Below are 24,978 nucleotides of genomic sequence, written 5' to 3' on the forward strand. Positions count from 1 at the left end.
ATGACTTATTTTCAGAACATACACTCTCTGGCGGACTTGAAGAAAGAATACCGCCGGCTGGCATTGGAGCACCACCCGGACAAGGGTGGTGACACCGCAATCATGCAACAGGTGAACACCGAGTTTGGAAGGCTTTTTGAGGCTTGGAAAGAAAAACCGGATATTCCCTCGACCTCAACCGGATATGAATATGACTATCCGGGAGCCACGGCAAAGGAATACACCAAGTATGTGTATAACGAATACCGCTGGAAAGGCCGCAATTACAAGGGGCAGCACGCTCCTGAAATCGTGGGACTGGTACGGGCATGGCTCAAGGAGACCTATCCGGGATACAAGTTCTCTGTCAGACGGGAGAATTGCCACTCCATCCATATCCGGTTGATGAAAGCGGATTTCGAGGCGTTCACCAAAGAGTCCGGAAAAGTTCAAGGCGATGTCAACCACCATCATATCCATTCAGACAAATCCTTGACGGACAGGGCAAAGGATGTAATGGTGAATATCTGCGATTTCATCATGTCGTACAATTTCGATGACAGCGACCCCATGACGGACTATTTTCACACCAACTTTTACCTGACGCTCGGAATCGGAAGTTACAAACAGCCGTACAAGGTGGAACCGCCCAAACTCGGCAGCAAAGACAAGCCGGAGATATTCAAGCATCCGGAAGGTCCGGCACACGAGGCAATGCGCCGGGCATTGGGCAAAGCGCGTTTCGGCTTCATCGAAAGCCGGAAGTATGCCGGGGAAATAATTCTGGGGGAAGACTGTTTCGGCTCACGGGGCGAAGTCTATTTTTGGCCGAAGGAATATTCAAGCGCAAAAATGGCCCAAAAACGCATCGACAAACTGGAGGAAGCCGGAATAAGGTGCGAACTCACCGGCTATAACGGAGGATACATCCGCCTGCTCGGATACACCCCTGAGATGAGAAATTCCCTGGAACGGGAACGTCAGGAGTATGCCGCCGCGTATCAGGCATGGTACTCAAAACAGAATTTAAAAACAATCTGATTCAGAAATTATGGATACAAACAATTTGGACAAGTGGTGGTACGGACTTCCGGAAAACACCAGACAGGCTATAGGAAACGATGGGATATGGGAAAAACTGGATATGCCGTCCCGTTCGGCGCTACACCGGTATTCCCGGCTTAGAATTTACGGAACGGCAAAGGACAGGGATGAGGAACGCACGCTGCTCAATGAAATCGCGTGCGGACTGGGCGACCTTGCCCTTGTCCGTAAAAACGGCATCGCTTTGGAGAAAATGTGCAACGGGAACGGGGAATTTTACGATGAATACCAGGAACAGTTCGACATATTATATGACAATTACGGACATACAATAGAAAATATAAGCTGGCCGGACTGGATCGGACATACAATTCCGACAAACAGGGAACTGGTCCGGTTATTGGAACATCACGGTTACAAGCGTATGGAAATCGATACCGACAGAAGAATCCCGAAAACTTTCTATGTTTTCCGTCGTGGGTTGCACATCAACGCAAGCGAGGACTTGTCTTACCACATCGTACCGCAACAGGACAGTTTCGGACTGGGGCGTTTTGCGGTATGCGCTACCAAAGACGGTGAAAGCTCCCAGCTGGGAACTGACTGTGCCCGGCTCTTTTTGAGGCGCTTCCTTGCCTTCCTGAAGGGTGAAAGAAGCGGGAAAGAGATTATAGATGAAATATGCAACAACCGACAAACTGAACGATAGTATGAAAGCAAAAGTATTCAAGTACAGGTCTGACGGGAATACCGTCGTGGCTCCTTATATGGAACTGGAACCGTACGCCGAGAATGTATATCTCTCCCTGTCTAGAAAGAACGAATATGGGAATGAGGACGATGACTGTTTCCATGTGGTCTGCCGGATTGAAAACGTTTATTTCTCCAGCGGGCAGTATTCACGCCGGTTCCTCAACGGAGAAAACCGCAGGGACGAAACTGCCGCCTATTGCAGGAACTGGATCGCGGATACGCTTCAGGGCGCGGAAAGAGGAGCCTTTGTCAGGTTGATCTCCGTCCGCGTGTTCGAGGCTCTCGGACTTGACACCACCCCCCTGGTGCAAGCCCGTGAGGCATACAAAAGGAGGCAGGAACAGAAACGCAGGGAACAGGAGGAGAAAGAGGCGGAAGAGCGCAGAGCGCGGGAAGAGCAATATCAGCGGCTGCTCGATGAACAGAAACAGAAATTCCTGGACGGGGAACGGATCACGGGAGGAATGTTCCTTGAAATCACCGGAAGGGACGGTTTTGACATCCATATCAGAACCAAAGGGACATTCAACAGGCATGTAAGAGGCATTGACAGGAACGGAACCGTCAGTTACCGGAAAATCAAAGGTCTCCGGACTCCGGACTTTACCGGATGCCATAAGGCCGTGGGCGATTATCTTGCATTTATAACAACAAGAAAGGGCAAATAATAAAACCTGGCGGTAACGGCGTGCTCCATGCGGCTGTTACCGTTGCCGGCTTCCGGACTCACAACTTACGGTTCAGCGCCATCGCCAACGGAAACATAAACCGGTTATAGGCCTTGAGCTTTTGCAAATTCAGCGCATATCCGGCATAGGGGCTGGTCAGATCGGTATAGAAGAATACATCGGTAAATCCCGCGTGTTCCTCCACAATTTCACCATCCAACGGAATCTCCTCCACATTGAACCGCTCCAGAGGCAGCTCTTCCAGACGGGCATGCTCCGCATTGCCCAATACGTTCAGGTTGCGGTTAAACAGCACGAATCCTTTCTTCCTGTAATCCACACGCATACCATACGGACGCTCCACAAGGAAAGCATCCGCCGCTTTCTTTATATAGTTTTCCATGATCCTGAAATTAGAAACTGCAAAAATACACCATTTGTCCGGCAATGGCGAACAAATCAGGAAGATTATCTCCGGAAGCCATACAAGATCCCGCAACAAGGAACAACCGCATATTTTATTTCCCACCCTGCAAAGGTAGTCCCGTGTCCTGTGTACCCGTACAAGGTCAGGCCCCTGCGGGGTTGGCTGAAAGAAAATCATCCTCGCTTCGCTGCGGTATTTTCTTTCGCCAAACCTTGCGGGTACGGCCACGGGACTGTCAGGCAGGCGAGAAATAAAAATACCGGCTCCCGGAGCCGGACGTGTTTAACAGATAAAAATACAAAAGTCATGAAAATCCTGAATGAAGAACATTTCGAGAATGTAAGGCGCTATGCCGAATCCATCGGTGACACCTCGCTCCAAAAATGTCTGGAACGGTTGAAAAGCTGGGAAGAAAACCCTGACTGTCCCTGCGAAATCTCACTCTACTACGACCATGCCCCGTACTCGTTCGGCTTTACACAGCGCTATCCCGACGGAAGGACAGGTATCGTGGGAGGTCTGCTCTATCATGGAATACCTGACAGATCGTTTGCCGTAACATTGCAGCCGTTCCACGGATGGCAGATACATACCTGAAAAACATGAGACTCGACAATGACCGAAAAGCAGACTTCAGAACAGAGAATCCGAGGTCTGCTTTTTCATTTCTTGCTGTAAAGATAGCCGTTTCCCGGGCTGATTGCGCAAGGCGGCCCCTTTCAGGGGCTGGGTTGGCTGAAAGAAAATCATCCTCGCTTCGCTCCGGTATTTTCTTTCGCCAAGCCTTGTCGCAATCCCCGGCAAACAGGCCGGAAAGACACCAAGAAATAAAAATGCCTACCCATGTAGGCCGATGTTTTACTTAAAAAAGAACGGATATGGAAACACTGGATTATAACCGGCTGCTGCTTGTCTCTCTGTGGCAATACAACCACCATGGGGATGAAGGGCTGACTCCCGCACTTTTCGAGGAAACGTTCGGAAAGGTCTATGGAAGTCACTGCTACGAAAAATGGACCGGCTACTTCAATCAGAATCTCTGGGACATGATTGCCTATTTCAGAAGCGAGAAGGAGAACGGACAGAAGTTCTGTGATATGGTTGCCCGCCAGGTCAAATTGTACCAACAAAAACGCTCTCAATATGAAGTACGGTAATTTTTATGATTTGGAAAGCCTGACTCTGCTCAACAGGCATGAAGGGTGTGCCTGTTCCATAAAGGAGTGCGACGTGGAGAAGGTGAACCGGCTGATTTCAAGGATGCGGGAGGACAGGGAAAGAGTCAGTTTACCGACCGCAGGGGATGTCGTCACTTATACTACCCGTGGCGGTGACTATTATCCGCAGGCACACATTGAAAGGGGCGATGACCGGGAAGTCCATATTTGCCTTCTCCCACAGACACCTTTCTGCCATGAAAATGAAAAGTGTACCGGTTACAATACGGAAGGAGGCCCTTGGGTTATAACCGGTCCGGAATTGCTGCTTCCCGATGGCATACGCAGCAAACAGTTCCGGATGTGGGGGCATACCGGAAGGCACAGGAACGGTGCCGTCCTCTTCCACACATTCGTCAGGGCATGGAAATACACGGAACCCGATCCTCTGTACGGAAAGTACACCACAAAAGAATGGACGAGATACATCATCGAGTGTCAGCCGGATATTGAACCGGCTGATGCCTTTATCTATCGGAATGAGTCATTCACCCTTTACTCGCGGGAAGAACTGGAGCGGCTGGTCGGGATTCTGCACGGAGAACTTTTCAACGGATTCCGTCCCGGTCTGTTCATACTCTGGGCATACCGTATGGAATGGAAGGAACTTCCCACATGGGAATGGAACATGCTGAAAGCGGAAACGCACCTCTTTTTCCTTGGCGTCTCCCCCGTCAAGATACGGACAGACCATAACGGACATACAGTAACCTTCTATAAAAAAACAGAACAATATGACACGCTATGAGACATCCCCAGAAGTCCGGCCACTTGAAAAGACAATCTGTGAGTTTGCAGGCTTGAACGGGTACGATCCGATGAACGTGTTCACAGATTTCCTGCGTTACGTCATACACGGATTCTCACCGGGCGCTCCTCCGCTGAAAGACTGGAGGTACAAGCGGCAGCAGAATGCCGCATTCATGAAAATGTTTGCGGAATGGGTGCGGCTCATGCAGAAGCAGCTGGAGGCCGCATCCTGGTATGACGCGTTAGGAGACCTTTTCATGGCGCTCAGTTCCAGAAAGGGACAACAGGCGCAAGGGCAGTTCTTCACTCCCGTACATATCTGCGACCTGATGGTAATGTGTACGGAAACGGACGGAAAAAAGACCGGGCAGAGGATAAACGACCCTACCTGCGGAAGTGGGCGTCTCCTGCTGGCATATCATGTACGCCACCTGGGTAATTATCTTGTCGCGGAAGATGTCAACCGTACCTGTTGCCTGATGACCATATGCAATATGCTCATTCACGGCTGCGTGGGGGAAGTCATCCACCATGACAGCCTCTGCCCCGAAAACTTCATGGACGGCTGGATGGTAAACCATACACTGACCCAGACGGGCATTCCTTCCATTCGCCGGATGAGCGAGGAGGAATATCGGACAAGCAGGAACATGTCCGTTGACCTGCTCAGAAAGCAGAAAGAGAAATTGCGCCAAATGCAGCCGGACAAGAAACAATTGCCATAAAAACATGGCAGAATTTATAAACAATAAAACGAATGATTATGAAACTGAATGTTAGCAATGAATTGAAATCCCGCCTGGTGCATGCGGCGGAAAACGGAAGTGTGATAGCCAAAGACATCCTTTCGGAAGTAAAAAAGAACGTACCGGTGGAAGAGATCATACGCGGTACCTACAACTGCTTCTCCACCAAGCGCAAGCGGACGGAAGCGGGCACGTTCAAGAAAATCCGAATCGTGTTCACGGCCTGCAGCAAGGATCTGGCCCATCCCAGTTTCCCGGACCGGAACAACCCGCAGGCACCCTGGTTCCCGGAGAACCGGACAGACCTGGAACCCTCCACGTTTGTGGAACTGTTCAAGAACCTGCCCAAGTACTCACCCGACGAAATCAATTATTTCTGTAGTTCTCTCTCATTGGACAGCAAAGTCACGGTCAGGCTGCATGAAAGCATGAACGACTTCATGGAAGCCTATCTGGAAAGCAACTACAGCCCCATCTCCGACAGTGACACATCCAGCCTGCACAGTTCCTGTATGCGGTATGAGGACAAGGCACGCAACGCCGCTGACTTCTATACCAACTTCGCCGGCGCTAAAATCCTTGTGGCAAGGGACGAGAGCAACAACATACTCGGACGGGCTGTCGTATGGAACGAGGTAACATTGTGGAAATCAATAAACACACCGATTGCCGCCTCCCTGCTGGACCGCATCTATTCCTCACACGCATTCGTCGCCGAACTGATCCGCAAGCAGGCGCAGGAGGCGGGCATCCTGTTGCGACGCAGATACAACGATTATACACATACAACGGATTTCACCGTACTGAATCCCATTGAGGGGCAGGAATGGGCGGCCGGAGACAATATACAGGTTTCATTGACGGTGAAAGTGCCCGCCTGCAGGTGGCACAAGAAAGGGGTGCCTTACCTCGACACGTTCTACAGCCTCCATCTGACGGACGGTAACCTGGAACTGAGAAATACGGAGGGCGACACGAGCATAGCCACCTGCCGGAGCACGGAAGGGCGCGCAAACAGGAGAAAATATGTATGTCCCAAATGCGGAAAGATACATTCCTTTCCGGATACGGCATTCTGCAAGAATTGTCAGGACATGTTCTATATATCCACCGTATTCGGAAAAGTACTGAAAGGCACGTCCGCGGAATACAAGGGAAAGAAATATCCGTCCTTCCTCTTCAAGAAGGGACGTCCCGTACCGGAGTTCAGACGGTACCTGCAAATCGAAAAGTTGTTCATCTCCTGAAAAGTCAGTATCATGGAAAAATTAATGGCTCTTTACAACATCTCCTCCCCCTCCGGCAAGGAGGGGAAGATGGCCGGGTTCATCATCGGGGAACTCAGGCGGATGGGTATTCCTTTCCGGCAAGACCGGCACGGAAACATCTACGCGGTCAAAGGCAACCGGAAAAGCTACCCCTGTGTCGTGGCGCACATGGACGAGGTACACCGGCGCAAGACAGGCACCTATGCAGCCCATCTTGTGGCGGACTCGATGATTGTCGGCTATGACCGCAAGCGTAAACGGATGGCCGGAATCGGCGCGGATGACAAGAACGGCATCTGGATCTGCCTGAAATGCCTGGAGGATTTCAAGGCGGTGAAATGCGCCTTCTTCGTACAGGAGGAGATAGGATGCATAGGCAGCGGCCATGCCGACATGTCCTTCTTTTCCGACTGCCGTTTCGTCATCCAGTGCGACCGGAAAGGGAACGGGGACATGGTGACACAAATCAACGGAATGAGGCTCTGCTCCAATGAGTTCATTTCGGCAGTAGATCCCCGGAGGTACGGTTACAAGCCTGCACAGGGGCTGGCTACGGATGTGGCGGCATTGAAAAGGAACGGGCTGGAAGTATCCTGCGTCAATCTCTCCTGCGGATATTATGAACCTCATACGGACAACGAGTACACCATCCTGGCGGATCTTTGCAAGTGCTACCGGTTTGTCCGGCACATCATCTGTTGCCATAAGGAAACCAGCACGCATATACCGGAAACGGAAAGAAAACCCTTCCCCGGATATTATGAACTGTTCGGAACGGCCGGATATAGCGAAAAGGATTATATCCGTCTGTCAGAAGAGTACAGATCTGAATTTACTAAAACAAGCAGGACAAGCCATAAGAACAAATTGTAATTTATCAACGACTTTAAAAACAAGAAATATGGAAGCAACGTAAGTATTCGATAAACTCCCTCGTATATTGGGTAACGTATGTTCATAATGTCGTTTATTCATTTTATCGTTCTATGATTTATTGTTACATCAATTCAACCCAAAGATGTGCGGGTTCTATAGTAATTGATATTATCCCTACTAATGGAGCGGATAAAAGGAAGTTTTTCCCCTTTGCCCCTTATTTTCCTGTGACAAATGTGATAAAGCGATATTTTTATCCCTACTTTCCCGCCATAATTGGTATAAAAGGGTATTCTTTCCCTTATTTTCCCTATTTATCGGGGATAATGAAGATAAAAACGGCACTTTATTCCCTATTTTCCCGTCTTGATTGGCATAAAACGGTAGTTTTCCCGTGTTTAGGCGAGATTTACGAAGGTATCAGGAGTCTTTCTTGGGAGATTCCGGTGACGTAACGGATAATATCTTGCCCCTGGATAACAGATTGTCAGGTAACAATTCGGCCAGATCCATCGAGTAGTCATCGTCATAATCATGTATATGTTCAAGGAAGTAGATCAGCCACGTGCGGAAGTCAGCCCCGGCAGCCTTGCAGCAGCCGAAGAACGAGTAGAGCACCGCCGCATCTTCAGCGGCATCATTATTGCCACAGAACAGGTAATTACGTCTGCCGCACGCGACAGGCCGCACTTTATTTTCTATCTCGTTATTATCCGGTCTGTAACGACCGTCCAGATGGTACCTGGAGAGTTTGTCGAACCTTCCGTATGTATATTTTATGGCTTTTCCGATCGGACTGTCTTTCATTACTTTGGGATATTCATTGACCAGCCATTTCTCGAAGCGCACAAGTATGGGATATGCAAGACGTGCCCTAAGTTCAGCCCTCTGTTCGTAAGTCAGGCGTTCATCGTCAGCCTTACGCTCCACGTCATAAAGCAACTGTATCTGTGCGAGCGCATAGTCGACACGCTGCATGTCATTCTTTCTTGCCTCCCAAAAATGTCTGCGTGCATGGGCCCAACAGCCAAGAAGGATAATACCTTTCTTGGCGTCCAGCATCTCGTACCTTTCGTATCCGTCCGTCTGTATGGCTCCCCGGAACTTGCCGAAGAGTTTCAGCACCACCTTTCCACTTCGGGAACCCTTGTCATAGTAAAAGAACTGACGTCCGGTCATGACACTGCGCACAAGCCAGATATAACCTTTGACCGTCTTGTGTCTCTCGTCATTCATCACGGGGATTGTCGTTTCATCCGACTGTATGTAGTCAGTCTGCATCACCAGCTCCCATAATCGGAAGTAAAGGGGCCTTAGCAAATCCGCCACATCCTTGAACCAGTCGTTGACCGTTGACGCGGGGAGATGTACCCCCACACGTTTGAACTGTTCCAGTTGCCTGTGGAACGGTATGTGATCCACATATTTCCCTATCATCATGTCTGCCAGCAATGAGGCAGAGGCATAGCTCTTTGCTATTGGCATGACGGGAAGCGGGCCGGTCTTGAACTCGTTTGTACCCTTCCGTTTGGCTGTATGGCGCACTATCCTGCGGATATAGAACTTCTCGGGCTCGTGCATAAGGATCTCGGTCACTTCCTCTCCGGGAAGGAGCGTCCACTCTTCCGGATTATACCCTTCGGGATATATATGGACCACCTCACGCTCAAGATTCTCCGGAAGGGATTTTCTCGCAGGATGCTGCTTCCCCGCTTTTTTACGGGCGATGATCGCTTCTCTGGTAGCCTTCAACTCCTTTTCTGCTTCTTCTGCGGCTTCAGCCTCCTGGGGAAGCATGTCAAAGCCTTCAAAATCCAGCCAGCGGTCCTGGGCGTCAGGCTTTATGAACTTTTCCGCCTTCTTACCGTACAACTGCCGTTCAAGATAGGATACACGTTGCTCCAGACTGTTGATTTTTGCTTCCTTTTGGGCGATTATGGCATCCTTGTCAGACAATAAAGCCTCATACACCTCTTTGTCCGCAGCTTTAAGGGGCTGCGTGGACACCATCTCCTTCAACCGGCTGTTTTCTCTATACAGACAGTCGCATTTGTGCATGAGATCCTTTATCAGTAATTCCTTATCGGTTGGCATAATCGTTTAAATATGATGCTAAGATACTAAAAAACAGCCGGAATACGGCATTGTATATGTTATAATTTGTTACAACTATAACCCATGGAAACCACTCCTTTTATAACGCCTGACCTTGCTGCCGTCCATTCCTTGAACCATCATCACAAGGTCATTCCAGAAGGTTTCAATCGCTTTAATCCGACCTTCCTCCGTATTTATGACCGGCAGATGGAAGTGCCCATGTTCCAGCCTCATATGGTATATCACCAGACCACCATATTCCATATGGAGGATTTTCATACAGGTACAATTCGCATTGATAAAAATGAAAGCGTCACCGTCCCGTACATTCTTTCCCATCTGGTTGGTCACGATGCCGCTAAGCGTATAAAAACTCTTACGCATGTCTGTCGGATACGGGTAAAGATAATATCTGTTGGATTCATTCAAAGAAAACATAGGCTAACGGTTTGAATTCAAAAATATCAGGGTTTGCAATACCTCCGGTGACAAAGGGCTGTTCAAGCGGACTGTGACGCCATTGGGATAGGAGATCTCACATAGCGGCTGGGGAATTGGCGACGGGCTGACCGGAGGGGCAGACAGCAGGGATTTCTCCTTATGGGGAAGACTGACCTGGCCCTTACTGTTTACCTTTACCGGGATAAAGCCGCCTTTGCGCAACAGCTTGGAACGCCACTCGTAGAAACGTTTGGGACGAATACATTCATTCGAACAAAAATCCATAACTGACAGTCCGCTCGACTTGAAACGGGAATAAATAGATTCAAAATCTTCCATGGTCCATTGATGTGACATAACAATTGAGCTTTTTTACTTTGATTACAAAAGTAATATCACATTTTTAGAATGAAAGGGGGAGTTTATCGAATGCTTACGAAGCAACAGTCATGCCGGCCACTGCACCGGTACAGAAACAGCAGGGACTCAACCAGGTAGTCATCAACAAGGTACGGCGAATGATAGAAGGCAGGCAGGGGGATGTCATGGACACCATCAACCGTCTGCTCAGTGAGGGACGGATCGCGCAGGATTTCATCGCTCCCATCGGGGTAAGCCAACGTAGCAAGGAACGCCCCGTTATCTCTTTCAAAGCGGAAGGAAGGGTACAGATGGCAATGCCCGAAGGGAACTTCAACCTGCACGGCAACGCCATAAGCCAGATTTCGGAGAAGATGGGCATTCCCGCCAAATACCTGCGCGAGCTTTCCGCCGGGGATGTTTGGCAGAAACAGTTGTGCGCCACCATCCTGAACGAGCATTCGGGATGGACCGAGCGTACACGGGTACTGATACGGGCGGTAGGAATGGAAGTCCGGGGCGTATTGTCGGACTCCTACCGTCGGCTGAACTCGGTGGATATCCTGACCGCTTTCATCCGTGAGGCGGGAGGACAGGGGGCGGTCGTGTCCGATGCCTATATGAACGACACGAAAGTATGGTGTGAGACAATCCTGCCCACTCCGATAGAGATACCCACCCGTAAGAACGGAACGGTCATCATCTTCGCAGGAGCACGCTTCTCCACATCCGACTATGGCAACGGATCGGTGGACATGCGGTCGTTCCTGCTCAACGGGGCGTGCCTGAACGGGATGGTCAGGGAGTCCGTCATGCGGCAGATACACCTTGGAGGCCGACTGCCGGAATCCCTGTCCCTCTCCCAAAAGACCTACGAACTGGACACGCAGACCACCGTATCGGCTGTTTCCGACCTGACCAAAGGACTGTACAGCAAAGACACCATCATGCAGAAGGCCATCGAAATTCAAGGAGCATCGGAAATTGACGTGGATTTCGACAAGGAACTGAAGAATCTGGTGCAGAAAGGAGCCTTGTTGAAAAACGAAGGACGCGAGGTGGAAAAACTGCTGATGAACAACAATCCTGACGACGGAGTGACAGGCGGGGCCACGCTCTGGAAACTGACACAGGGAATCACCGCCTTTGCAAGGGAACAGCAGCCGGAACGCTGCCGGGAACTGCATGAAATATCGGGGCAGCTGATGAACCGGGTAAAGGTAAATTAAGAGTGGCTAAGACTAAAGCCGTGAACGGCGATGGCAAGCGTCCGTTCACGGCTTTGCATAATTTCAATCTACGGTATATAGAACAGTTCAAACTCCTCTTTTCTTCTTCTCTCTATGCCTGGAATGACTTTCCCCCGATAACAGCGGAACGATACATATTCCCTGTAAATATCCCGGTTGCCGCTGTCCAGTTTCTGAATCAGTCTGCTTTTAGGTATTTTGCCGTTTCCGATCAGACGGTAACAGCCTACATTAAAGCCTAACAGACTTAAAAGAAGCGAGTCTTTTCCATATTTACGGAATACGTTCAGGCACCGTTCAAGGTCGCATCTCAAAAGTGAGTCCGCCTGTGCCTCACTCAGGTTCTCGGTCAGCTTCTCATGGGGGAGCAGGCGGTGTCCGTAACCGATGTAAGGCATTTTCCCCCGGTGCCAGCCTTCCCACCGCTTGATGCAGGCTACCGCCTTATCCTTGTCAGACGGGGGATTTTCCGCCTTGCCATACAGAACAAGTGACAGAAAAATCATAATAACCGGTATTCTTTTCATGCGGCCTCCGTATTATTGTCTTCCTCCTCCGCATCCTTTCCATTGAAATCATATGTCAACTGTTGCAGATTTCCCCAATTGTCTTCAAAATAGAGGTCTATGGTCTGTGATTCCTTGCCGCTCTGCGAGGTATAGTAAAGACGGAATTTCCATTCGTTCAGCAAATAACGGTCATTGGGTTTCAGTACCGTTCCGTCCTCCATCTTCAGACTGCCCTTTCCGTCGGGCTGGAAATACCTCAGCGTATAGACAGTTCCGGAAAAGTTTCCTTCCGGCTTGATTTCCAGACGGATTTCCACCGTCTCACCGTTTACGATTTCGTCCGCCACCGGCATGGACTCCACCGTGAACGGGTATTCTTGTCTGATATCCAGCTCATTGTCACAGGCGACAAGGGCAAGAAAGGAAAATACCATGCAACAGGCTGTCATCATAAAATCAAGGATTCTTCTTTTCATGGGTATATGTTCTTTTTAAGGTTAGAAAATGTATTTGACTCCGGCTCCATACTGGAAATGGCAGCGGCCGGAAGCGCCACCCCATACAAAACGTTCACGCAGGCGTATCAGCAGGGCTATCCTGTCCGACAGGTATCCCTCCGCTTCCAGTGTCACCGCGCCTCCATAGATGAAGGACTCATACTTGCGCAAGGAAGCTCCGTCATCCAACAGGCGGTTTCCGTTGTTCACGGCCTCGTAGCCCAGCAAGGCGGAAGCGCCGAGGTTCAGAAAGAAAGACTTGCCGGATGTGGAAAGGATTGTATGATAATAACCGCCTTCCCCTGTATATTGCGACAGTGGGACATACGTGTTCCGGTAAGGGTTATTACGTTGTAGCATCTCACAGCCAAACACCCACTGGTTCCCTTTCTTTGTGTAAGTGGCAACAGCCAGCGAAAAGGCGTAGCCCGCATCATGGCGGTCTGCCCGGCTGTAAAAGCCGTCGGCCATTTCAGCGGTAAAGCGGACGGATTTCATCCCCGGCAGCCGGCGCTGGGCTTCCGCCTGCCCCGTAAAGAGGGCAAGCAGGAGGATAATAAAGATGAAGTTTCTTTTCATGGCACTCATCTTACTTTCAGTTCATTGACAGTCTCGGCGCGTACAAGGTCTTCGTTCTCCACCTCAAACGACTGATGGCGGCCACCCTGTTTCTCGTACATCTCCACGACCAGCTTCTTGCCGTCGGGGATGGTGAACTTGGGCAGGGCGAACACCGTCCGCTCGTTCTTCTTCCCGTCCACACGGGTCACATAGTTGAAGGCACGCAGCGGATAGATAACCTGCTCCTGCATGGCGGTACGCTTCACGATTTTCTTGTCTACAATCTTGAAAGTTACGAAGTCCACATCGAAAGGCACGTGCGTGGCGTTCTTCACCTCGGTATGGAAATAGAGCAGCTCGCCGTGTGCGTAAAGCCCCTTGAGCAGGTATTGAACCCCGAACCGCTTGCTGCCGATGTGCTTGACCTTGCGTTTGTCCTGCCCATACACGGATTTCATGATCAGCCGTACCAGACGGGGCGACTCCCCGGCGAGTTCCTGCAAGTAGATTTCCATCGCATTGTTCGGACGGTTAACCGACTCCCCGTCATGGATGAAGTCGCACATCTCCACGTTCAGCAGCAACGGCTCGTCGGCATACTTGACGTTGAATGTGTAAAAGTTGCCGTCCTCGGTTATCACGCTCATATTGGTTTCACTGCGGAAATGTTTCCGGGTCGCCTTCACACGGATGACGTTTTCCGCACCGTCCGCCTTGCCCGCTATCAGGTTGGGGGAACCCAAATCCACGTATCTTACGGGAGAGGGGAAAATTATATGTACAGTCTTGTCATACGTGATTTCCAGACCATGCGGGGGAATCATTTGGCTGAAGCCGATCTTGCGGCTCAATCCCTCGTAATAATCCCCGCTGCCTTGCTGCGCGTATGCAGCCACTGCGCCCATAATCAGGGCAAACATCATCAGAATCTTCTTCATGTGCGTTCTTGATTGGTTGGTGAATAAATGGTTGGTTTCTTTTCTCTTTTCATTTTTCGGGAGAGTGCAGCAACAGCCGGTGTCCGGCTTTTAGGGTGATTTTCACCGCACGCATTTTCTTTTCCACATATTGCGACACGCCCTGTATTACCCCCTTGCCCACGTCCGAGGCAATCTGCGCCCCGGCATCCGTCGAGATGTTGATGCTGCTCCCCATTGAGGCGCCCATACCCGCGGCTATCTCACGCGCCGCATCATACTCCATCGAGTTCGGCACGAGGATTCCCCGCTGTCCGTCGGCATCATATACCTCCAGTTCCACAGGAAACAGCGTGCCCTTGTATTCCACCGTCTCTACAAGGATGTCCATCCGCTCCCCCTGGATGCGTGTACCGCCGGTCAATACCATCCCTTGGGGAATGAGCCGGTCGTCCACCGCCATCGGCTCCAGTAACCGGATGCGCAACACCTGCCCGTCCGATACGGTCTGCGTGCCGTGTACACAGGCGGCGATGGTATTCCTGCCGGAAGGGAGTGTCCTGCCTATAGGGGTGTGGAAACCGGTATTCCTCTCTCCCGCAAATTCGGCGATGAAATCCTCATTGCCCATAGGTTGTGCAAGCGATGACACCACCTGATTCCGTACCTGTTTCACCGGGCGGACGGCTGTCCTGTCTTTCCGGTCGCTCCGGCCATTCACGGCAGCCGGGGCATCCGGTTGCTTCCCGTTGTACCGGGCGGCCAGCTCGTAAGACTTTTCCAGCAGTGCCATCTTTTCTTCCAGGGTCTGTCCTTCCGGCTGTCCTTCCGCCGGTCTCTTTTCTTTTTCCAGTTCCTCTATACGGCGGAGCAGATCGGCATTTTGTTGGTTTTCATTCCGGGTATATACAGCACCCAGCGAGCGGTTCATATTCCGGTAGGCTTCCGCAGAGGAATGGACGGAGCCGGGGGATTTCCCCGTTTCCGGTTCCGGCGGAAGTTCCGTGTTGGCTTTTCCTGCGGTAAGGCCGGCAGTATCCTGACTGTCCTTGTTGAGCAGCTTGGACATCTCCTGGAAGGTTCCCCTGCGCCATTTTTCCTTTTTAGCCAGTGCTTCCTGCTCGTAGGCGCTTACCTTGTCGCCCTCCATTTCCGAATCTTTCGGCGAGGGCATCTCTACGTTGAATCCCTTGCCCTTTTCCTTTTCCGCCTTCTCCTTTTCCGACGGGCTGAATACCAGCAGGAGAAATCCGGCGCACAGCAGGCAGAAGAACGGATAGACAATATACCTCGCGCGTCGGCGCTTCTCTTCGGGAGTCAGCGGCTTGTCACTCGACAGCCCCAGCCGTTCCCTGATTTTCTGAAAGTCCATTTTCATGTTTCTGGATGTTTGAATGAATGGTTGTTGTTTCCGGCCGTAACATGACGGGCCGGATATGCCCGGTTTTCATGTCGCCCTTCCGTTCCCCCAAACGGGACACGGAAGAGACAACCGAGTACAGGCAGGCTGCCGTGAACAGAAGCGAGACGACACTTGTCAAGACAATGCGCTGCTTCCCGGTCAGCCGGCGGCAGAACAGCCGGATACGGCTGTCCGCACGTTTTAAGACGGCAGGTTTCCCTCTCATCGTTCCACACTCCTTATATCCCTGTTCTCCAGTATGGTGAACTGCTCGATGATGAACCCGTTGGGATTGTCGTCCGAACGCCCCGTATTCTGGAGCGAACAGGAGGTGACAAGGCTTCGCTCGGTCACGTTGCTCTCACGGATGATCAGCTGCCGGGCATATGTACGCGCCTTGTAGGGATAGGCGGCAAAGTCGCACACCACGCTGTCCACGTGTACCACCTGGTTGATGTTGCCCGAAATCAGCCGGTTGTAATATCCCTTTTCGGCAAAGTCCACATAGTAGTGATAGGCGCTCTTGTCCGCCAGCTGCAGGGCACGGCCTATATTGTGCTCGATCGCGTCCTTCTGCGGGGAGAGCGAGAAGAACAGCTCGTGAAAACGCCGGACGTGTTCCCGCGCCTCGGCGGGGCGGTTCTGTGAAAGATCCTGCGAGAGGGCGAGCATCAGCGACTTGCCCTTATCCAGCACATAGATCTTTTCCCGTTGCTTCTCGGCGAAACGGTACGAGCTCCACAACGCATAGCCGGTAATGAGCGCACAGCAGCCGGTAAAGACAGCCAGCATCAACCGGATACGCCTGAAGCTGCTCTCAATGTTGGTCAATGACTTGAATTCCATTTAGCGAATGATTGGTTTGAATGAATAAATAAATGTTCCGGTATGACCGGGCGGCTCCTTCCGACAAGTCGCCAACCCGGTAATCCAAGTTGCCGACTCACGGAAACGGGTTGCCATAGAGCCTATTTGCCCCGCAGCCTTCCCCCGATATTCCCCAGTACGGCACCGCCCGTCCCGGCAGCGAAACCGCCCGCTTTCGTGGCCGTGCGGTTCAGGTTACGGCTGAAGTTTCCGGCTCCGCCCGCCTGTACGATCCAGCCCGCCACCGTCGGGACGGTGAAGTACCCGATAATCCCTATCAGCATGAATATGATATAGACGCTATTTGAGTTGTCTATCGAGTAGTCGGGGTTGTTCTGTAATTCCAGAATGTCATTTTGGAGCATCAGCACCTGGAGCTTGGCGAGCAGGGTGCTGAACAGGTCGCTGACCGGAAGCCAAAGGTAGACGGATATGTACCTCGTGAACCACTGCCCGAGCGTGGACTGGAAACCGTCCCATACGCTGAAGGCGAACGCCACCGGTCCCAGTATGGAGAGCACGACAAGGAAAAAGGTCCTCACGGTGTCTATCAGCAGCGATGCCGCCGCGAATATCAGTTCCAGCAGGCTGCGGAAGGCGTCACGGATTTTCTTCTCCAGATTGTACATCCCCACCTCCACGTACATGCCCAGGCGGGAGGCGGTATCTATGGTTGACCAGCCCAGCTCGTCCAGCTGACGGTCGAATTCCTCGTCGCTCACCAGGTAGGCGGTTTCGGGATTGCGCAGCATGGCCTCCCTTTCCAGTTCCTCCTTCTGCGCCCTGTACTGTTCCATATCCAGCGTCTGCCCCTCAAGCATCTTGTGCGTACCCTGTACTATCGGGCTGAGCACGGTGTTCAGCGTGCCGAGCACCAGCGTGGGGAAAAGCAGGATGCAGATGCCGATGGCGAAGGGACGCAGCAGGGGATAGACATCTATCGGTTCGGCACGGGCCATCGACTGCCACACGCGGACGGCGACATAGAACAGGGCACCCAGCCCGGCAAGTCCCTTTCCCACGTCCATCATGTCCTTGCAAAGGGGCTGCATATCGTCATACAGGGTCGCCAGTATGGTATGCAGGTTGGCAAAATCTATCGACAACGGCATCATGGCTACCAGTATTTGGAGGTTTCATTCCCGTAAAGCCGCATCACCCGGTCCAGGTCGTTCTTCTTTCTGGCACGGAGATAGCTCACGGCGATGTTCTTGTTCGTGTAATAGCTCACCAGGTTGCGGTAGCGGCGCATCTCATAGTAGCAGCGGTCCACCACGTCCATGCGGTCCTTGTCGGTCATGGAGAGCGTGCTCACGTTGATGACCTGCCTGAGATCCTGCAGCACGCCGTTGCTCTCCTCCAGCAGGCGGGTGTAGCCGAAGGCGATGGCGTCCAGCTCGCGGGGCGAGAAGTTCCCGTCGTTCATCATCTTGCCGAAGTTCGTTACATAGATGTCGGACACGTCGCCCACCATCAGGATGATGTCGCGCACCTTGCGGGCGTCCTGTATCAGGTCGTTCACCGCCTTTAACTGGTCGTAATACTTCTTGGCCTGCTCGTAAATCTTCACCGTCTCCGCAAAGCTGTCGGCCGTATTGACCGCCGTTTTCGAGGTATGGGCGATGTTGTCCGACATGTTGATGATGCTTTGGGCAAGGTTGCCGGGATCGGTCACCACCCACTGGGCATTGGCGCCGGTGCCGCACAGGGCGAGTACCGTTCCGATCAGGAGTGACTTCGCTTTCATGGGCGTTCCTCCTTCCGCACATAGTCACCGTTCGGGGAGAAGGTCAGCACGTCGGCGGCCTCGTTGTAGGAGATGTCGATGCGGTGCCCCGTGTTGATGAACAGGTTCCCGTTCTCCTCAACCAGCAGGTAGGTCTGAGGCCTGAGACGGCGCATCTTTCCGCTACGGGCGAACACCGTCACCTTGTAGGCTTCCCCTTCCTTATATACCAGCACGTCCGGCTTGCCTTCCACGCTGCTCCACGAGCCGCAGAGCTTGTCACGGTCGGTGCCGCTCTCCGAGCAGCCTTGCAATACCATGGCGGCCATACCGATCAGGCACACCGCCAGTCTCATAAGGGATTTGTTTCTCATTGTTCTCTTTTTGGGGTTGATACTTGTCTTTGTTCCTCTCGTTTTCTCTCTGCCATCCGGCGGATGGCAAGTTCCAGGTTGCCGTCCAGCTCCTCGGCAAGCCGTTGCACTTCCAGTTTCTCGGACTCTTCCGTCGTGAACGTGAAATACTCTTCCGCGCTCACTTCCGTAGCATAGACCGCCGAACGGGTGCCGCCAAGCCCTATCCAGACTTCACGGTAAAAACGTCCGGGATGGTTCGCCTGGTTGATGGAGAGTATCTGGCTTTTCTCTTTCTCCGTTAGGCCGAGCAGCCGCTGGATATGCTCGAACTTGTTCATGTATTTCCGCTGGTCCAGAAGGATCTTGCAGTCGGAGTTGTTGATGATGGCCTCCTTCACAATCGGGGAGCTGATGATGTCGTCCACCTCCTGGGTCACCACAACGGCCTCACCGAAATATTTACGGACGGTCTTGAACAAATATTGGATATAGCCGCTCATGTTGGCGGACATAAGGGCTTTCCAACACTCCTCTATCAATATTACCTTGCGGATTCCTTTCAGACGGCGCATCTTGGCGATGAAGGTCTCCATGATGATCAGCGTCACCACAGGCAGCAGCACCTTGTTGCCGCTGATGTTGTCCAGCTCGAACACGATGAACCGCCTGTTTGTCAGGTCCAGTTCCCTGTCGGAGTTCAGCAGGAAGTCGTAGTCGCCACCCTTGTAGAAAGGCTCCAGCACGTTCAGGAAACCGTCGATGTCGAAATCCTTCTCGCGTACCTTCTTTTCCGCTATCATCCGGCGGTAGTCACCGTCCACGAACTCGTAGAAGCCGTTGAAGTCCGGCCTTGCCTCCCGATTCCCGGTAATTTTACGGATATAGGCGTTCACCGCTCCCGAGAGCGCCACCTCTTCCGAACGTTTCGGCGCCTCGTCCTCCCGTTTCCACAAGGTCAGTATCAGAGTCTTGATGCTCTCGCGCTTTTCCACATCGAACTGTCCGGAATCGGTGTAGAACGGGTTGAAGGATATCGGATTGTCCTCCTCATACGTGATGTAGATGCCGTCCCCGCCGCGTGTGCGGTCGTGGATCATCCGGCACAACCCCTGATAGCTGTTGCCCGTGTCCACCAGCAGGATATGCGCTCCCTGCTCGTAATAGTTGCGCACCAGATGGTTGGTGAAAAAGGACTTGCCGCTGCCGCTTGGTCCCAGGATAAATTTGTTGCGGTTGGTGATGATGCCCCGTTTCATCGGAAGGTCGGAAATGTCCACGTGCACCGGAATGCCGTTCTGCCGGTCCGCCATGCGGATGCCGAACGGACTGGGAGAACTTCTGTAATTGGTCTCCCCGGCAAAGAGGCAGACCGCCTGCTCCAGGAACGTGTAGAATGACTCTTCGGCAGGAAAGTCGCCCGCATTGCCCGGAATGCCCGCCCAGTAAAGCACCGGGGTGTCGACGGTGTTGTAACGGGGGGTGCATTCCATCATGGCAAGCTGGCTGCCCGTGTCGTTCCTGATACGGCGGAACTCCTCCGCATCCTCCGCCCAGGCGATGACATTGCAGTGGCATCTGACGGGAAGCACTCCCTTGGTATGCGCCTCGTCCAGATACATCTCCGTCCATTCCTGGTTCACGGCATTGCTCCGGCTGTACCGTGACAGAGAGAGCATGTTGCGCGAGTTCTTCTCCATCATCTGCAGGATTTCCTGCGCGTTGTCGATGAACACGTACTGCGAGTAGATGTGGTTGCAGGAGAGCAGCAGCCCCACGGGTGCGGCGAAGGAAAGGCGGCAGTCGCTCCTGTCGGTGGACATACGCTCGTAGCGCATGTCGGTGGAGAGCTTGCCCGGCAGGTCTTCCGTATCCGAAAGTGTGTGCAGGCAGAGCCGCTTGTCCCCGATACGCATCCGTCCGGGCTTGAGGCAGATGTCCTGCAGCACGGCGGTCCCGTCCTCCATCGAGAGGGAGAGGTATTTCTCCACCAGCCCGGGATGTTCCTTCGTGCCGGTAATCTCCTCCGTTTCCAGGCGGCGCAGCCGGATATGGGCGGAGTCGTTCACGATATGCTCGAACTGCTCCACCGCTTCCAGAAAGCGGGCCGCCATGTCCTTGTCGGTAATCTCCCTGGGCAGCAGGAATCCCCGGCAGAGGGTGCTGAAGTCACTTTGCCGGCGGTTGCGCTCACGGGTGGTCTTTGTCAGATACAGGTAACAGCGGTGGTTCAGGTACGGCCTCTCGTTGAAGTGCCGCTCATAGCTGCGCGAGAGGAAGCTCTGTTCCTCCCCGCCGTTTTGGGGACGGTAGCTCTCCTTCGTGAACCAGTCCTGCTTGCAGACGATGCTGTGCTCGGGCAGTACCCTGGCGGCCTTTATCCAGGTGGAGTGCATGGCCTCATACTCTTCCGCCGTCACCGTGTACAGCTCGGGAAGCTCCACCTCGAAGGCCACGGTCAGGTCGGCGTCCTTGCTCACGATGCAGCCGTTCTCCACCGAGAGCAGGGGGAACTTGCGTTCCAGCGTTTCCGCTTTCAATACATTTCTCATGATTGTCGTTTTTTTCTTTTTGCAAATAATCTGAAAACTCTCTTGCGGTGGATCAGGTAGCGCGGATGGCGTTTCTCCGCCAGCAGCTTCATAAGACCGTGTTCGCCGTAGCGGGCGTTCAGCCGGAACACCGCCCATGCCAGCAGACCGCCGGATACGGTCCCGAAAGGGATGCATATCCATTGGTCCACGCCTGCCAGGTAAAGGATGACTACCGCCAGGAGCACCGTCACCAGACCGCCCGCGAAGACGAACAGGTATTGTGACTTGAGCCCCTTGAACTCGACGGGATTGCCCGCCCCCTTGTTTACAGAATACTCCATACCGCTTAGAGGAAGAAGGAACGCAGGATGGTGGCGGCTACAATCAGAAAGATGCAGGCAAAGAACCAGCTGGCGGCGGTTTTCGAGGTGTCGGGATCACCGCTGGAGAACTTGCCGTAGGTCTTGATGCCGCCCACCAGGCCGAGCACCGCACCGATGGCATAGCACAGTTTGGTGGCGGGATCGAAATACGAGGTCATGAGGCTGGTCGCCTCGTTGATACCGGCAAGGCCCTGGCCTTGGCCCTGCGCGAAAGCACCGGCGGCAATCGCCGCGCACATCACTGAAAAAAGGATTCTTCTCTTCATTGTCGAATCGTTTGGGTAAGACATAAATTTGAATTCGACGGCGAAGATAAAAAGGGATAATACGCTGTTATTCAGAGGTGTCATCAGATGTCGCCAGATGTCATCAGATGTCATCCAACAAGTGCTTTTGCGCGTCTCTACAGAGATTTTCAACACTGTTTTACGTCATTGCGGAGACGCTTACCTCAAGCATAATACATGATTAATTGATGATTTTGGCACAAACATGGATTGTTCAAACGGTTACATGTTTTTCTGTACCATTTATATAATTGCCATACAAAAGCCAGCAAATTCCATAAAGTTGATTTCTTGTCAAAAACGACTATTATTGATATTGGATTAAAATAGCTATATTTGCATATCAAACGCAGTTTTATGGCCAATGTAAACAGGTTAAAAATAGTATATCATGTAGTAGTGTATAAAGAGAGTAACAATATCACACCTTGATAAGGCATTTTTAAGTAATATATCTGTTTATATTCAAGAACAGCCAAACAGAGAACAATAACTTTCATACTTATAAGTATGAACAATGAAATTATTGTGCCTGAAACAAAACGAACAAAATATGAGGCCGTAAAATAAAGCATGATGCAACAATTGCTTACGGGCAAAATATTTAATCAGTTAGTGTATGAAGAAAAAACTTAAAGATTTGTATTGCCAACGCCCTCATGTCGTGATAGTTGGAGCTGGTGCTTCAAGAGCGGTCATGGGAAAATCTTGCCCGACGATGAATGAAGCCATTGAACAGGTTGGGTTAGATAGGATCCTTGAAGGATTTATGTTAGAAACGAAAAGCAAGAATCTTGAAGATATATAGTGAGCTGTTTAGACGTGGTGATGAGTGTAAAAACGCACGGATAGCAATGGAAAAAAAACTTTATGAATATTTTTCAAATGTGCAGCTTCCATCCTTCTTGACCATCTACGACCTTTTGATTCTTTCGCTCACAGAAAAAGACTGCATTGTATCCTTCAACTGGGATAGTCTGCTTATCCAAGCATATAACAGAGTGGCAAAGATTACCTGGAACAGACCAAAGATTCTGTTCTTGCATGGAAATGTGGGGGCTGGTGTGTGCAAAGACTGTATGACCTTTGGTCTTATACAAAACTATTGCAGAAAGTGTGGCAAACCATACAACGCTGTTCCTTTGCTGTATCCTGTAGAACAAAAGGATTACAACAGCGACAGCTTTATCCGTGACCAATGGAGTGTTGCAAAGTACTACATATCGAAAGCAGGCAAGGTAACAATCTTTGGGTATAGCGCACCTTCTTCTGATAAGGAGGCAAGTGAAATACTTAAAGCTGCGTTCTCTAAACATGATGGTGTTCATAGATTGGATGCAGTGGAAATAATTGAACGTCCCGGATTCAACGCGAATGAAATATCAGAAACTTGGCAGTATTTCTTTTCATTGACCAATTACCATTCTGACATTGTGGACTCCTTTTATAATAGCTACTTGGCGCAGGCACCTCGCCGTACCTTGCAATACCAATACCAACAATTCATTAGAGGATGGTGGGGACAACCAAAGATACACTTCTCAAAACAAGATACTTTTGAGTCGGTGGAAACGCTTTTAAAGCCACTTCTTGTAAATGAAGAGCAAGGAGATTATTCTATAATTTAAGTCAATAACACTAACATCATCATTACAACCGAATGAATAGACTTGTTATCATAGGAAACGGATTTGACATGGCACATGGCTTTAAAACAAGTTATATGGATTTTATCAACTGGTATTGGGACCAACGAGTGTATACTTTTTCCGGTAATACTACAAATGTATCAGAAGATTGCCTTTGCCGTTTGGTTATCAAAGATAATGTAGGCATTAATTGCTGGAATGTTTTTGTCTTCAACAACTCATGTTTTTTTAAGGATATCTATCGTAAAGAAAGATACTCAGGAAGCGAAGTTATTCAGTATATCAAGGACCAACCAAACATTTTTTCTATTGAATGTTGCCCTTTTTTTAAAACTATTCTGCAATCAATAGAAACCAAAGGATGGGTGGATATTGAAAACGACTATTACCAACTGTTGAAAGTTGGCATGGATAGCCCTGGTTGTAATTATACAATCAGTGAGTTGAATGAACAATTTGCATTCCTTCAAGAAAAATTAATTGAATACCTCCATACAATAGAAACAGACAATGTAAGGAATGACCTTCAAAATGCAATAATTGACTTCTTTGATCCTGCTGATTTCTCAACAGAAGGAAAAAAGAAAGCTCTGGATAACATTGGGCTGGATATATCCAGCCTTGCAGATGTTGAATACAATTATGGAGAACGCGATAAACTTATCCCTAAACGTATCATGTTGCTGAGTTTCAACTATACAAAAACAGCTAAGATGTATGGTAACTTTAATATTACCCACAATTATATTCATGGCGAATTAGAAAAACCTGAAAATATAATTTTTGGCTATGGGGATGAACTTGACAAAAGTTACCAGTCTATTCTTGATATGAATGACAATGAGTTACTTAGATATGTCAAATCCGTTAAATATTTAGAAACAAGACATTATCATGATTTGCTCGAATTTCTTTTAGCTGCACCTTTTCAAGTTTTGATAATGGGGCATTCTTGCGGAAATTCAGACCGAACATTACTAAATACCGTCTTTGAACATGAAAACTGTGTTTCCATAAAGCCGTTTTATCATAAATGGGAAGATGGCAGAGATAATTACTTGGAACTTGTTCAAAATATTTCCCGAAACTTTACTAATATGAAGTTATTCAGAGATAGAGTTGTGAACAAGGAGCAATGCAAAACCATGTAATGGAACACTAAATTTAAATGTGATTTTTTCTATGATATCTTGTTATGCACATAAAGTACGACAAAAATATTGTGCAAAAGGAAGCAGGGAAACGGATTTTCATCCATTAGAAAAAGTAAGGAGCTGGCTTGGTAAGCAGCTCCTTACTTTTTTATAGTCGTTTATAGGTCTCTTATAAAGAAATTTCATTTAATAAATTGAGTTATAGTTTTTCCTGTCAGCAAATCAGGATAATTTCATTCTTTTACTTTTGAATCGTAAGCAAC

Annotated in this window: 30 protein-coding genes; 13 read left to right on the plus strand and 17 right to left on the minus strand. The window is 50.4% G+C overall.

Features of this window, described 5'->3' with window-relative positions; genetic code table 11:
- Genes NBH15_RS04990 through NBH15_RS05000 form a run of 3 tightly spaced genes read left to right on the plus strand, consistent with a single transcriptional unit; the run spans position 1 to position 2,444 of the window.
- The gene (locus NBH15_RS04990) at positions 1-1,020 is read left to right on the plus strand and encodes an LPD29 domain-containing protein (RefSeq protein WP_008778735.1); all 1,020 of its coding nucleotides are present in this window, start codon (positions 1-3) and stop codon (positions 1,018-1,020) included.
- Between the two features lie 10 nt (positions 1,021-1,030).
- Positions 1,031-1,732 carry a hypothetical protein gene (locus tag NBH15_RS04995; RefSeq protein WP_005636610.1) on the plus strand — a complete coding sequence of 234 codons (702 nt, stop codon included), beginning with the start codon at positions 1,031-1,033 and terminating at the stop codon, positions 1,730-1,732.
- 1 nt (position 1,733) lies between these two features.
- On the plus strand, positions 1,734-2,444 hold the full coding sequence (locus NBH15_RS05000) for a hypothetical protein (protein ID WP_005840921.1): 711 nt from the start codon (positions 1,734-1,736) through the stop codon (positions 2,442-2,444).
- Between the two features lie 58 nt (positions 2,445-2,502).
- Here the strand turns inward: NBH15_RS05000 and NBH15_RS05005 are convergent, their stop codons facing one another.
- The gene (locus NBH15_RS05005; protein ID WP_005636608.1) at positions 2,503-2,847 is read right to left on the minus strand and encodes a hypothetical protein; all 345 of its coding nucleotides are present in this window, start codon (positions 2,845-2,847) and stop codon (positions 2,503-2,505) included.
- A 330-nt stretch (positions 2,848-3,177) separates the two neighbouring features.
- Between NBH15_RS05005 and NBH15_RS05010 the strand changes: the two genes are divergently transcribed.
- The 6 genes from NBH15_RS05010 to NBH15_RS05035 all read left to right on the plus strand — a co-directional run bounded on the left by NBH15_RS05010 (position 3,178) and on the right by NBH15_RS05035 (position 7,725).
- Positions 3,178-3,468 carry a DUF4120 family protein gene (locus tag NBH15_RS05010; protein ID WP_005942846.1) on the plus strand — a complete coding sequence of 97 codons (291 nt, stop codon included), beginning with the start codon at positions 3,178-3,180 and terminating at the stop codon, positions 3,466-3,468.
- A 281-nt stretch (positions 3,469-3,749) separates the two neighbouring features.
- Positions 3,750-4,028, plus strand: coding sequence for a hypothetical protein (locus NBH15_RS05015; RefSeq protein WP_005636603.1), 279 nt, complete (start codon positions 3,750-3,752; stop codon positions 4,026-4,028).
- A complete protein-coding gene (locus NBH15_RS05020) occupies positions 4,015-4,836 on the plus strand; it encodes a DUF4121 family protein (protein ID WP_005636601.1) in 822 nt (273 codons plus the stop codon). The genes NBH15_RS05015 and NBH15_RS05020 overlap by 14 nt, the downstream gene beginning before the upstream one ends.
- Positions 4,823-5,563 (plus strand): N-6 DNA methylase, encoded by a 741-nt coding sequence (locus NBH15_RS05025; RefSeq protein WP_032557856.1) that lies wholly within the window; start codon positions 4,823-4,825, stop codon positions 5,561-5,563. The genes NBH15_RS05020 and NBH15_RS05025 overlap by 14 nt, the downstream gene beginning before the upstream one ends.
- 32 nt (positions 5,564-5,595) lie before the next feature.
- Complete coding sequence (locus tag NBH15_RS05030) at positions 5,596-6,831, plus strand: hypothetical protein (RefSeq protein WP_005636598.1); 1,236 nt, start codon at positions 5,596-5,598, stop codon at positions 6,829-6,831.
- Positions 6,832-6,843: 12 nt separating this feature from the next.
- The gene (locus tag NBH15_RS05035) at positions 6,844-7,725 is read left to right on the plus strand and encodes a hypothetical protein (RefSeq protein ID WP_005828711.1); all 882 of its coding nucleotides are present in this window, start codon (positions 6,844-6,846) and stop codon (positions 7,723-7,725) included.
- Positions 7,726-8,148: 423 nt separating this feature from the next.
- On the opposite strand, the gene NBH15_RS05040 is transcribed toward NBH15_RS05035, so the two are convergent.
- From NBH15_RS05040 to tnpA, 3 genes are all read right to left on the minus strand, one after another.
- Complete coding sequence (locus NBH15_RS05040) at positions 8,149-9,822, minus strand: IS66-like element ISBf10 family transposase (protein ID WP_250822139.1); 1,674 nt, start codon at positions 9,820-9,822, stop codon at positions 8,149-8,151.
- Between the two features lie 75 nt (positions 9,823-9,897).
- Entirely contained in the window at positions 9,898-10,263 is a 366-nt protein-coding gene (gene tnpB / locus NBH15_RS05045) for an IS66 family insertion sequence element accessory protein TnpB (RefSeq protein ID WP_004312010.1), read from the minus strand.
- A gap of 3 nt (positions 10,264-10,266) precedes the next feature.
- On the minus strand, positions 10,267-10,623 hold the full coding sequence (tnpA, locus tag NBH15_RS05050; protein WP_004319780.1) for an IS66 family insertion sequence element accessory protein TnpA: 357 nt from the start codon (positions 10,621-10,623) through the stop codon (positions 10,267-10,269).
- 92 nt (positions 10,624-10,715) lie between these two features.
- On the opposite strand from tnpA, the gene NBH15_RS05055 reads away from it, so the two are divergent.
- Entirely contained in the window at positions 10,716-11,855 is a 1,140-nt protein-coding gene (locus NBH15_RS05055; RefSeq protein ID WP_250822140.1) for a hypothetical protein, read from the plus strand.
- 68 nt (positions 11,856-11,923) lie between these two features.
- Here the strand turns inward: NBH15_RS05055 and NBH15_RS05060 are convergent, their stop codons facing one another.
- From NBH15_RS05060 to NBH15_RS05120, 13 genes are all read right to left on the minus strand, one after another.
- Positions 11,924-12,403 (minus strand): glycoside hydrolase family protein, encoded by a 480-nt coding sequence (locus tag NBH15_RS05060; RefSeq protein WP_005828716.1) that lies wholly within the window; start codon positions 12,401-12,403, stop codon positions 11,924-11,926.
- Entirely contained in the window at positions 12,400-12,861 is a 462-nt protein-coding gene (locus NBH15_RS05065; RefSeq protein WP_005828717.1) for a DUF3872 domain-containing protein, read from the minus strand. Before NBH15_RS05065 ends, NBH15_RS05060 begins: the two co-directional genes overlap by 4 nt.
- Before the next feature lie 21 nt (positions 12,862-12,882).
- Positions 12,883-13,470 carry a conjugal transfer protein TraO gene (locus NBH15_RS05070; RefSeq protein ID WP_005828719.1) on the minus strand — a complete coding sequence of 196 codons (588 nt, stop codon included), beginning with the start codon at positions 13,468-13,470 and terminating at the stop codon, positions 12,883-12,885.
- A complete protein-coding gene (gene traN / locus NBH15_RS05075; protein ID WP_005828721.1) occupies positions 13,467-14,381 on the minus strand; it encodes a conjugative transposon protein TraN in 915 nt (304 codons plus the stop codon). The genes NBH15_RS05070 and traN overlap by 4 nt, the downstream gene beginning before the upstream one ends.
- 49 nt (positions 14,382-14,430) lie before the next feature.
- Positions 14,431-15,738 (minus strand): conjugative transposon protein TraM, encoded by a 1,308-nt coding sequence (traM, locus tag NBH15_RS05080; protein WP_005828723.1) that lies wholly within the window; start codon positions 15,736-15,738, stop codon positions 14,431-14,433.
- The gene (locus NBH15_RS05085) at positions 15,689-15,988 is read right to left on the minus strand and encodes a TraL conjugative transposon family protein (protein ID WP_005656892.1); all 300 of its coding nucleotides are present in this window, start codon (positions 15,986-15,988) and stop codon (positions 15,689-15,691) included. The genes traM and NBH15_RS05085 overlap by 50 nt, the downstream gene beginning before the upstream one ends.
- Positions 15,985-16,608: a conjugative transposon protein TraK gene (gene traK / locus NBH15_RS05090; protein ID WP_005636947.1), complete on the minus strand. Its 624-nt coding sequence runs from the start codon at positions 16,606-16,608 to the stop codon at positions 15,985-15,987. Before traK ends, NBH15_RS05085 begins: the two co-directional genes overlap by 4 nt.
- A 122-nt stretch (positions 16,609-16,730) precedes the next feature.
- Entirely contained in the window at positions 16,731-17,744 is a 1,014-nt protein-coding gene (traJ, locus tag NBH15_RS05095) for a conjugative transposon protein TraJ (RefSeq protein WP_005656893.1), read from the minus strand.
- A 2-nt stretch (positions 17,745-17,746) separates the two neighbouring features.
- On the minus strand, positions 17,747-18,376 hold the full coding sequence (locus NBH15_RS05100; protein WP_005656895.1) for a DUF4141 domain-containing protein: 630 nt from the start codon (positions 18,374-18,376) through the stop codon (positions 17,747-17,749).
- Entirely contained in the window at positions 18,373-18,729 is a 357-nt protein-coding gene (locus tag NBH15_RS05105) for a DUF3876 domain-containing protein (RefSeq protein WP_005636939.1), read from the minus strand. Before NBH15_RS05105 ends, NBH15_RS05100 begins: the two co-directional genes overlap by 4 nt.
- The gene (locus NBH15_RS05110; protein ID WP_005828729.1) at positions 18,726-21,260 is read right to left on the minus strand and encodes a TraG family conjugative transposon ATPase; all 2,535 of its coding nucleotides are present in this window, start codon (positions 21,258-21,260) and stop codon (positions 18,726-18,728) included. The genes NBH15_RS05105 and NBH15_RS05110 overlap by 4 nt, the downstream gene beginning before the upstream one ends.
- The gene (locus NBH15_RS05115; RefSeq protein WP_005656899.1) at positions 21,257-21,583 is read right to left on the minus strand and encodes a DUF4133 domain-containing protein; all 327 of its coding nucleotides are present in this window, start codon (positions 21,581-21,583) and stop codon (positions 21,257-21,259) included. Before NBH15_RS05115 ends, NBH15_RS05110 begins: the two co-directional genes overlap by 4 nt.
- A 5-nt stretch (positions 21,584-21,588) precedes the next feature.
- Positions 21,589-21,975 (minus strand): DUF4134 domain-containing protein, encoded by a 387-nt coding sequence (locus NBH15_RS05120; RefSeq protein ID WP_074668503.1) that lies wholly within the window; start codon positions 21,973-21,975, stop codon positions 21,589-21,591.
- 556 nt (positions 21,976-22,531) lie between these two features.
- On the opposite strand from NBH15_RS05120, the gene NBH15_RS05125 reads away from it, so the two are divergent.
- From NBH15_RS05125 to NBH15_RS05135, 3 genes are read left to right on the plus strand one after another with little or no spacing between them, the layout of a single operon-like run.
- On the plus strand, positions 22,532-22,720 hold the full coding sequence (locus tag NBH15_RS05125) for a hypothetical protein (protein WP_229055238.1): 189 nt from the start codon (positions 22,532-22,534) through the stop codon (positions 22,718-22,720).
- A 46-nt stretch (positions 22,721-22,766) separates the two neighbouring features.
- On the plus strand, positions 22,767-23,540 hold the full coding sequence (locus NBH15_RS05130; protein ID WP_229055237.1) for a hypothetical protein: 774 nt from the start codon (positions 22,767-22,769) through the stop codon (positions 23,538-23,540).
- A gap of 32 nt (positions 23,541-23,572) precedes the next feature.
- The gene (locus NBH15_RS05135) at positions 23,573-24,712 is read left to right on the plus strand and encodes an AbiH family protein (protein ID WP_005828737.1); all 1,140 of its coding nucleotides are present in this window, start codon (positions 23,573-23,575) and stop codon (positions 24,710-24,712) included.
- The last annotated feature ends 266 nt before the right edge of the window (positions 24,713-24,978 follow it).

The organism is Parabacteroides caeci, assembly GCF_023656795.1.
GTDB lineage: Bacteria > Bacteroidota > Bacteroidia > Bacteroidales > Tannerellaceae > Parabacteroides > Parabacteroides segnis.

Excerpts from the sequence above, each read along its gene's own strand:
- NBH15_RS05015 (WP_005636603.1), top strand. The coding sequence starts at position 3,750 with ATGGAAACACTGGATTATAACCGGCTGCTGCTTGTCTCTCTGTGGCAA.
- traM (WP_005828723.1), bottom strand. The coding sequence starts at position 15,738 with ATGAAAATGGACTTTCAGAAAATCAGGGAACGGCTGGGGCTGTCGAGT.
- NBH15_RS05000 (WP_005840921.1), top strand. The coding sequence starts at position 1,734 with ATGAAAGCAAAAGTATTCAAGTACAGGTCTGACGGGAATACCGTCGTG.
- NBH15_RS05070 (WP_005828719.1), bottom strand. The coding sequence starts at position 13,470 with ATGAGTGCCATGAAAAGAAACTTCATCTTTATTATCCTCCTGCTTGCC.
- NBH15_RS05120 (WP_074668503.1), bottom strand. The coding sequence starts at position 21,975 with ATGACACCTCTGAATAACAGCGTATTATCCCTTTTTATCTTCGCCGTC.
- NBH15_RS05135 (WP_005828737.1), top strand. The coding sequence starts at position 23,573 with ATGAATAGACTTGTTATCATAGGAAACGGATTTGACATGGCACATGGC.
- NBH15_RS05105 (WP_005636939.1), bottom strand. The coding sequence starts at position 18,729 with ATGAGAAACAAATCCCTTATGAGACTGGCGGTGTGCCTGATCGGTATG.
- NBH15_RS05085 (WP_005656892.1), bottom strand. The coding sequence starts at position 15,988 with ATGAGAGGGAAACCTGCCGTCTTAAAACGTGCGGACAGCCGTATCCGG.
- NBH15_RS05110 (WP_005828729.1), bottom strand. The coding sequence starts at position 21,260 with ATGAGAAATGTATTGAAAGCGGAAACGCTGGAACGCAAGTTCCCCCTG.
- NBH15_RS05125 (WP_229055238.1), top strand. The coding sequence starts at position 22,532 with ATGAAGAAAAAACTTAAAGATTTGTATTGCCAACGCCCTCATGTCGTG.
- NBH15_RS04995 (WP_005636610.1), top strand. The coding sequence starts at position 1,031 with ATGGATACAAACAATTTGGACAAGTGGTGGTACGGACTTCCGGAAAAC.
- NBH15_RS05025 (WP_032557856.1), top strand. The coding sequence starts at position 4,823 with ATGACACGCTATGAGACATCCCCAGAAGTCCGGCCACTTGAAAAGACA.
- NBH15_RS05020 (WP_005636601.1), top strand. The coding sequence starts at position 4,015 with ATGAAGTACGGTAATTTTTATGATTTGGAAAGCCTGACTCTGCTCAAC.
- traK (WP_005636947.1), bottom strand. The coding sequence starts at position 16,608 with ATGGAATTCAAGTCATTGACCAACATTGAGAGCAGCTTCAGGCGTATC.
- NBH15_RS05055 (WP_250822140.1), top strand. The coding sequence starts at position 10,716 with ATGCCGGCCACTGCACCGGTACAGAAACAGCAGGGACTCAACCAGGTA.
- NBH15_RS05060 (WP_005828716.1), bottom strand. The coding sequence starts at position 12,403 with ATGAAAAGAATACCGGTTATTATGATTTTTCTGTCACTTGTTCTGTAT.
- tnpB (WP_004312010.1), bottom strand. The coding sequence starts at position 10,263 with ATGTTTTCTTTGAATGAATCCAACAGATATTATCTTTACCCGTATCCG.
- NBH15_RS05040 (WP_250822139.1), bottom strand. The coding sequence starts at position 9,822 with ATGCCAACCGATAAGGAATTACTGATAAAGGATCTCATGCACAAATGC.
- NBH15_RS05100 (WP_005656895.1), bottom strand. The coding sequence starts at position 18,376 with ATGAAAGCGAAGTCACTCCTGATCGGAACGGTACTCGCCCTGTGCGGC.
- traN (WP_005828721.1), bottom strand. The coding sequence starts at position 14,381 with ATGAAGAAGATTCTGATGATGTTTGCCCTGATTATGGGCGCAGTGGCT.
- NBH15_RS05065 (WP_005828717.1), bottom strand. The coding sequence starts at position 12,861 with ATGAAAAGAAGAATCCTTGATTTTATGATGACAGCCTGTTGCATGGTA.
- traJ (WP_005656893.1), bottom strand. The coding sequence starts at position 17,744 with ATGATGCCGTTGTCGATAGATTTTGCCAACCTGCATACCATACTGGCG.
- NBH15_RS05035 (WP_005828711.1), top strand. The coding sequence starts at position 6,844 with ATGGAAAAATTAATGGCTCTTTACAACATCTCCTCCCCCTCCGGCAAG.
- NBH15_RS05130 (WP_229055237.1), top strand. The coding sequence starts at position 22,767 with ATGGAAAAAAAACTTTATGAATATTTTTCAAATGTGCAGCTTCCATCC.
- NBH15_RS05030 (WP_005636598.1), top strand. The coding sequence starts at position 5,596 with ATGATTATGAAACTGAATGTTAGCAATGAATTGAAATCCCGCCTGGTG.
- tnpA (WP_004319780.1), bottom strand. The coding sequence starts at position 10,623 with ATGTCACATCAATGGACCATGGAAGATTTTGAATCTATTTATTCCCGT.
- NBH15_RS05010 (WP_005942846.1), top strand. The coding sequence starts at position 3,178 with ATGAAAATCCTGAATGAAGAACATTTCGAGAATGTAAGGCGCTATGCC.
- NBH15_RS05115 (WP_005656899.1), bottom strand. The coding sequence starts at position 21,583 with ATGGAGTATTCTGTAAACAAGGGGGCGGGCAATCCCGTCGAGTTCAAG.
- NBH15_RS05005 (WP_005636608.1), bottom strand. The coding sequence starts at position 2,847 with ATGGAAAACTATATAAAGAAAGCGGCGGATGCTTTCCTTGTGGAGCGT.
- NBH15_RS04990 (WP_008778735.1), top strand. The coding sequence starts at position 1 with ATGACTTATTTTCAGAACATACACTCTCTGGCGGACTTGAAGAAAGAA.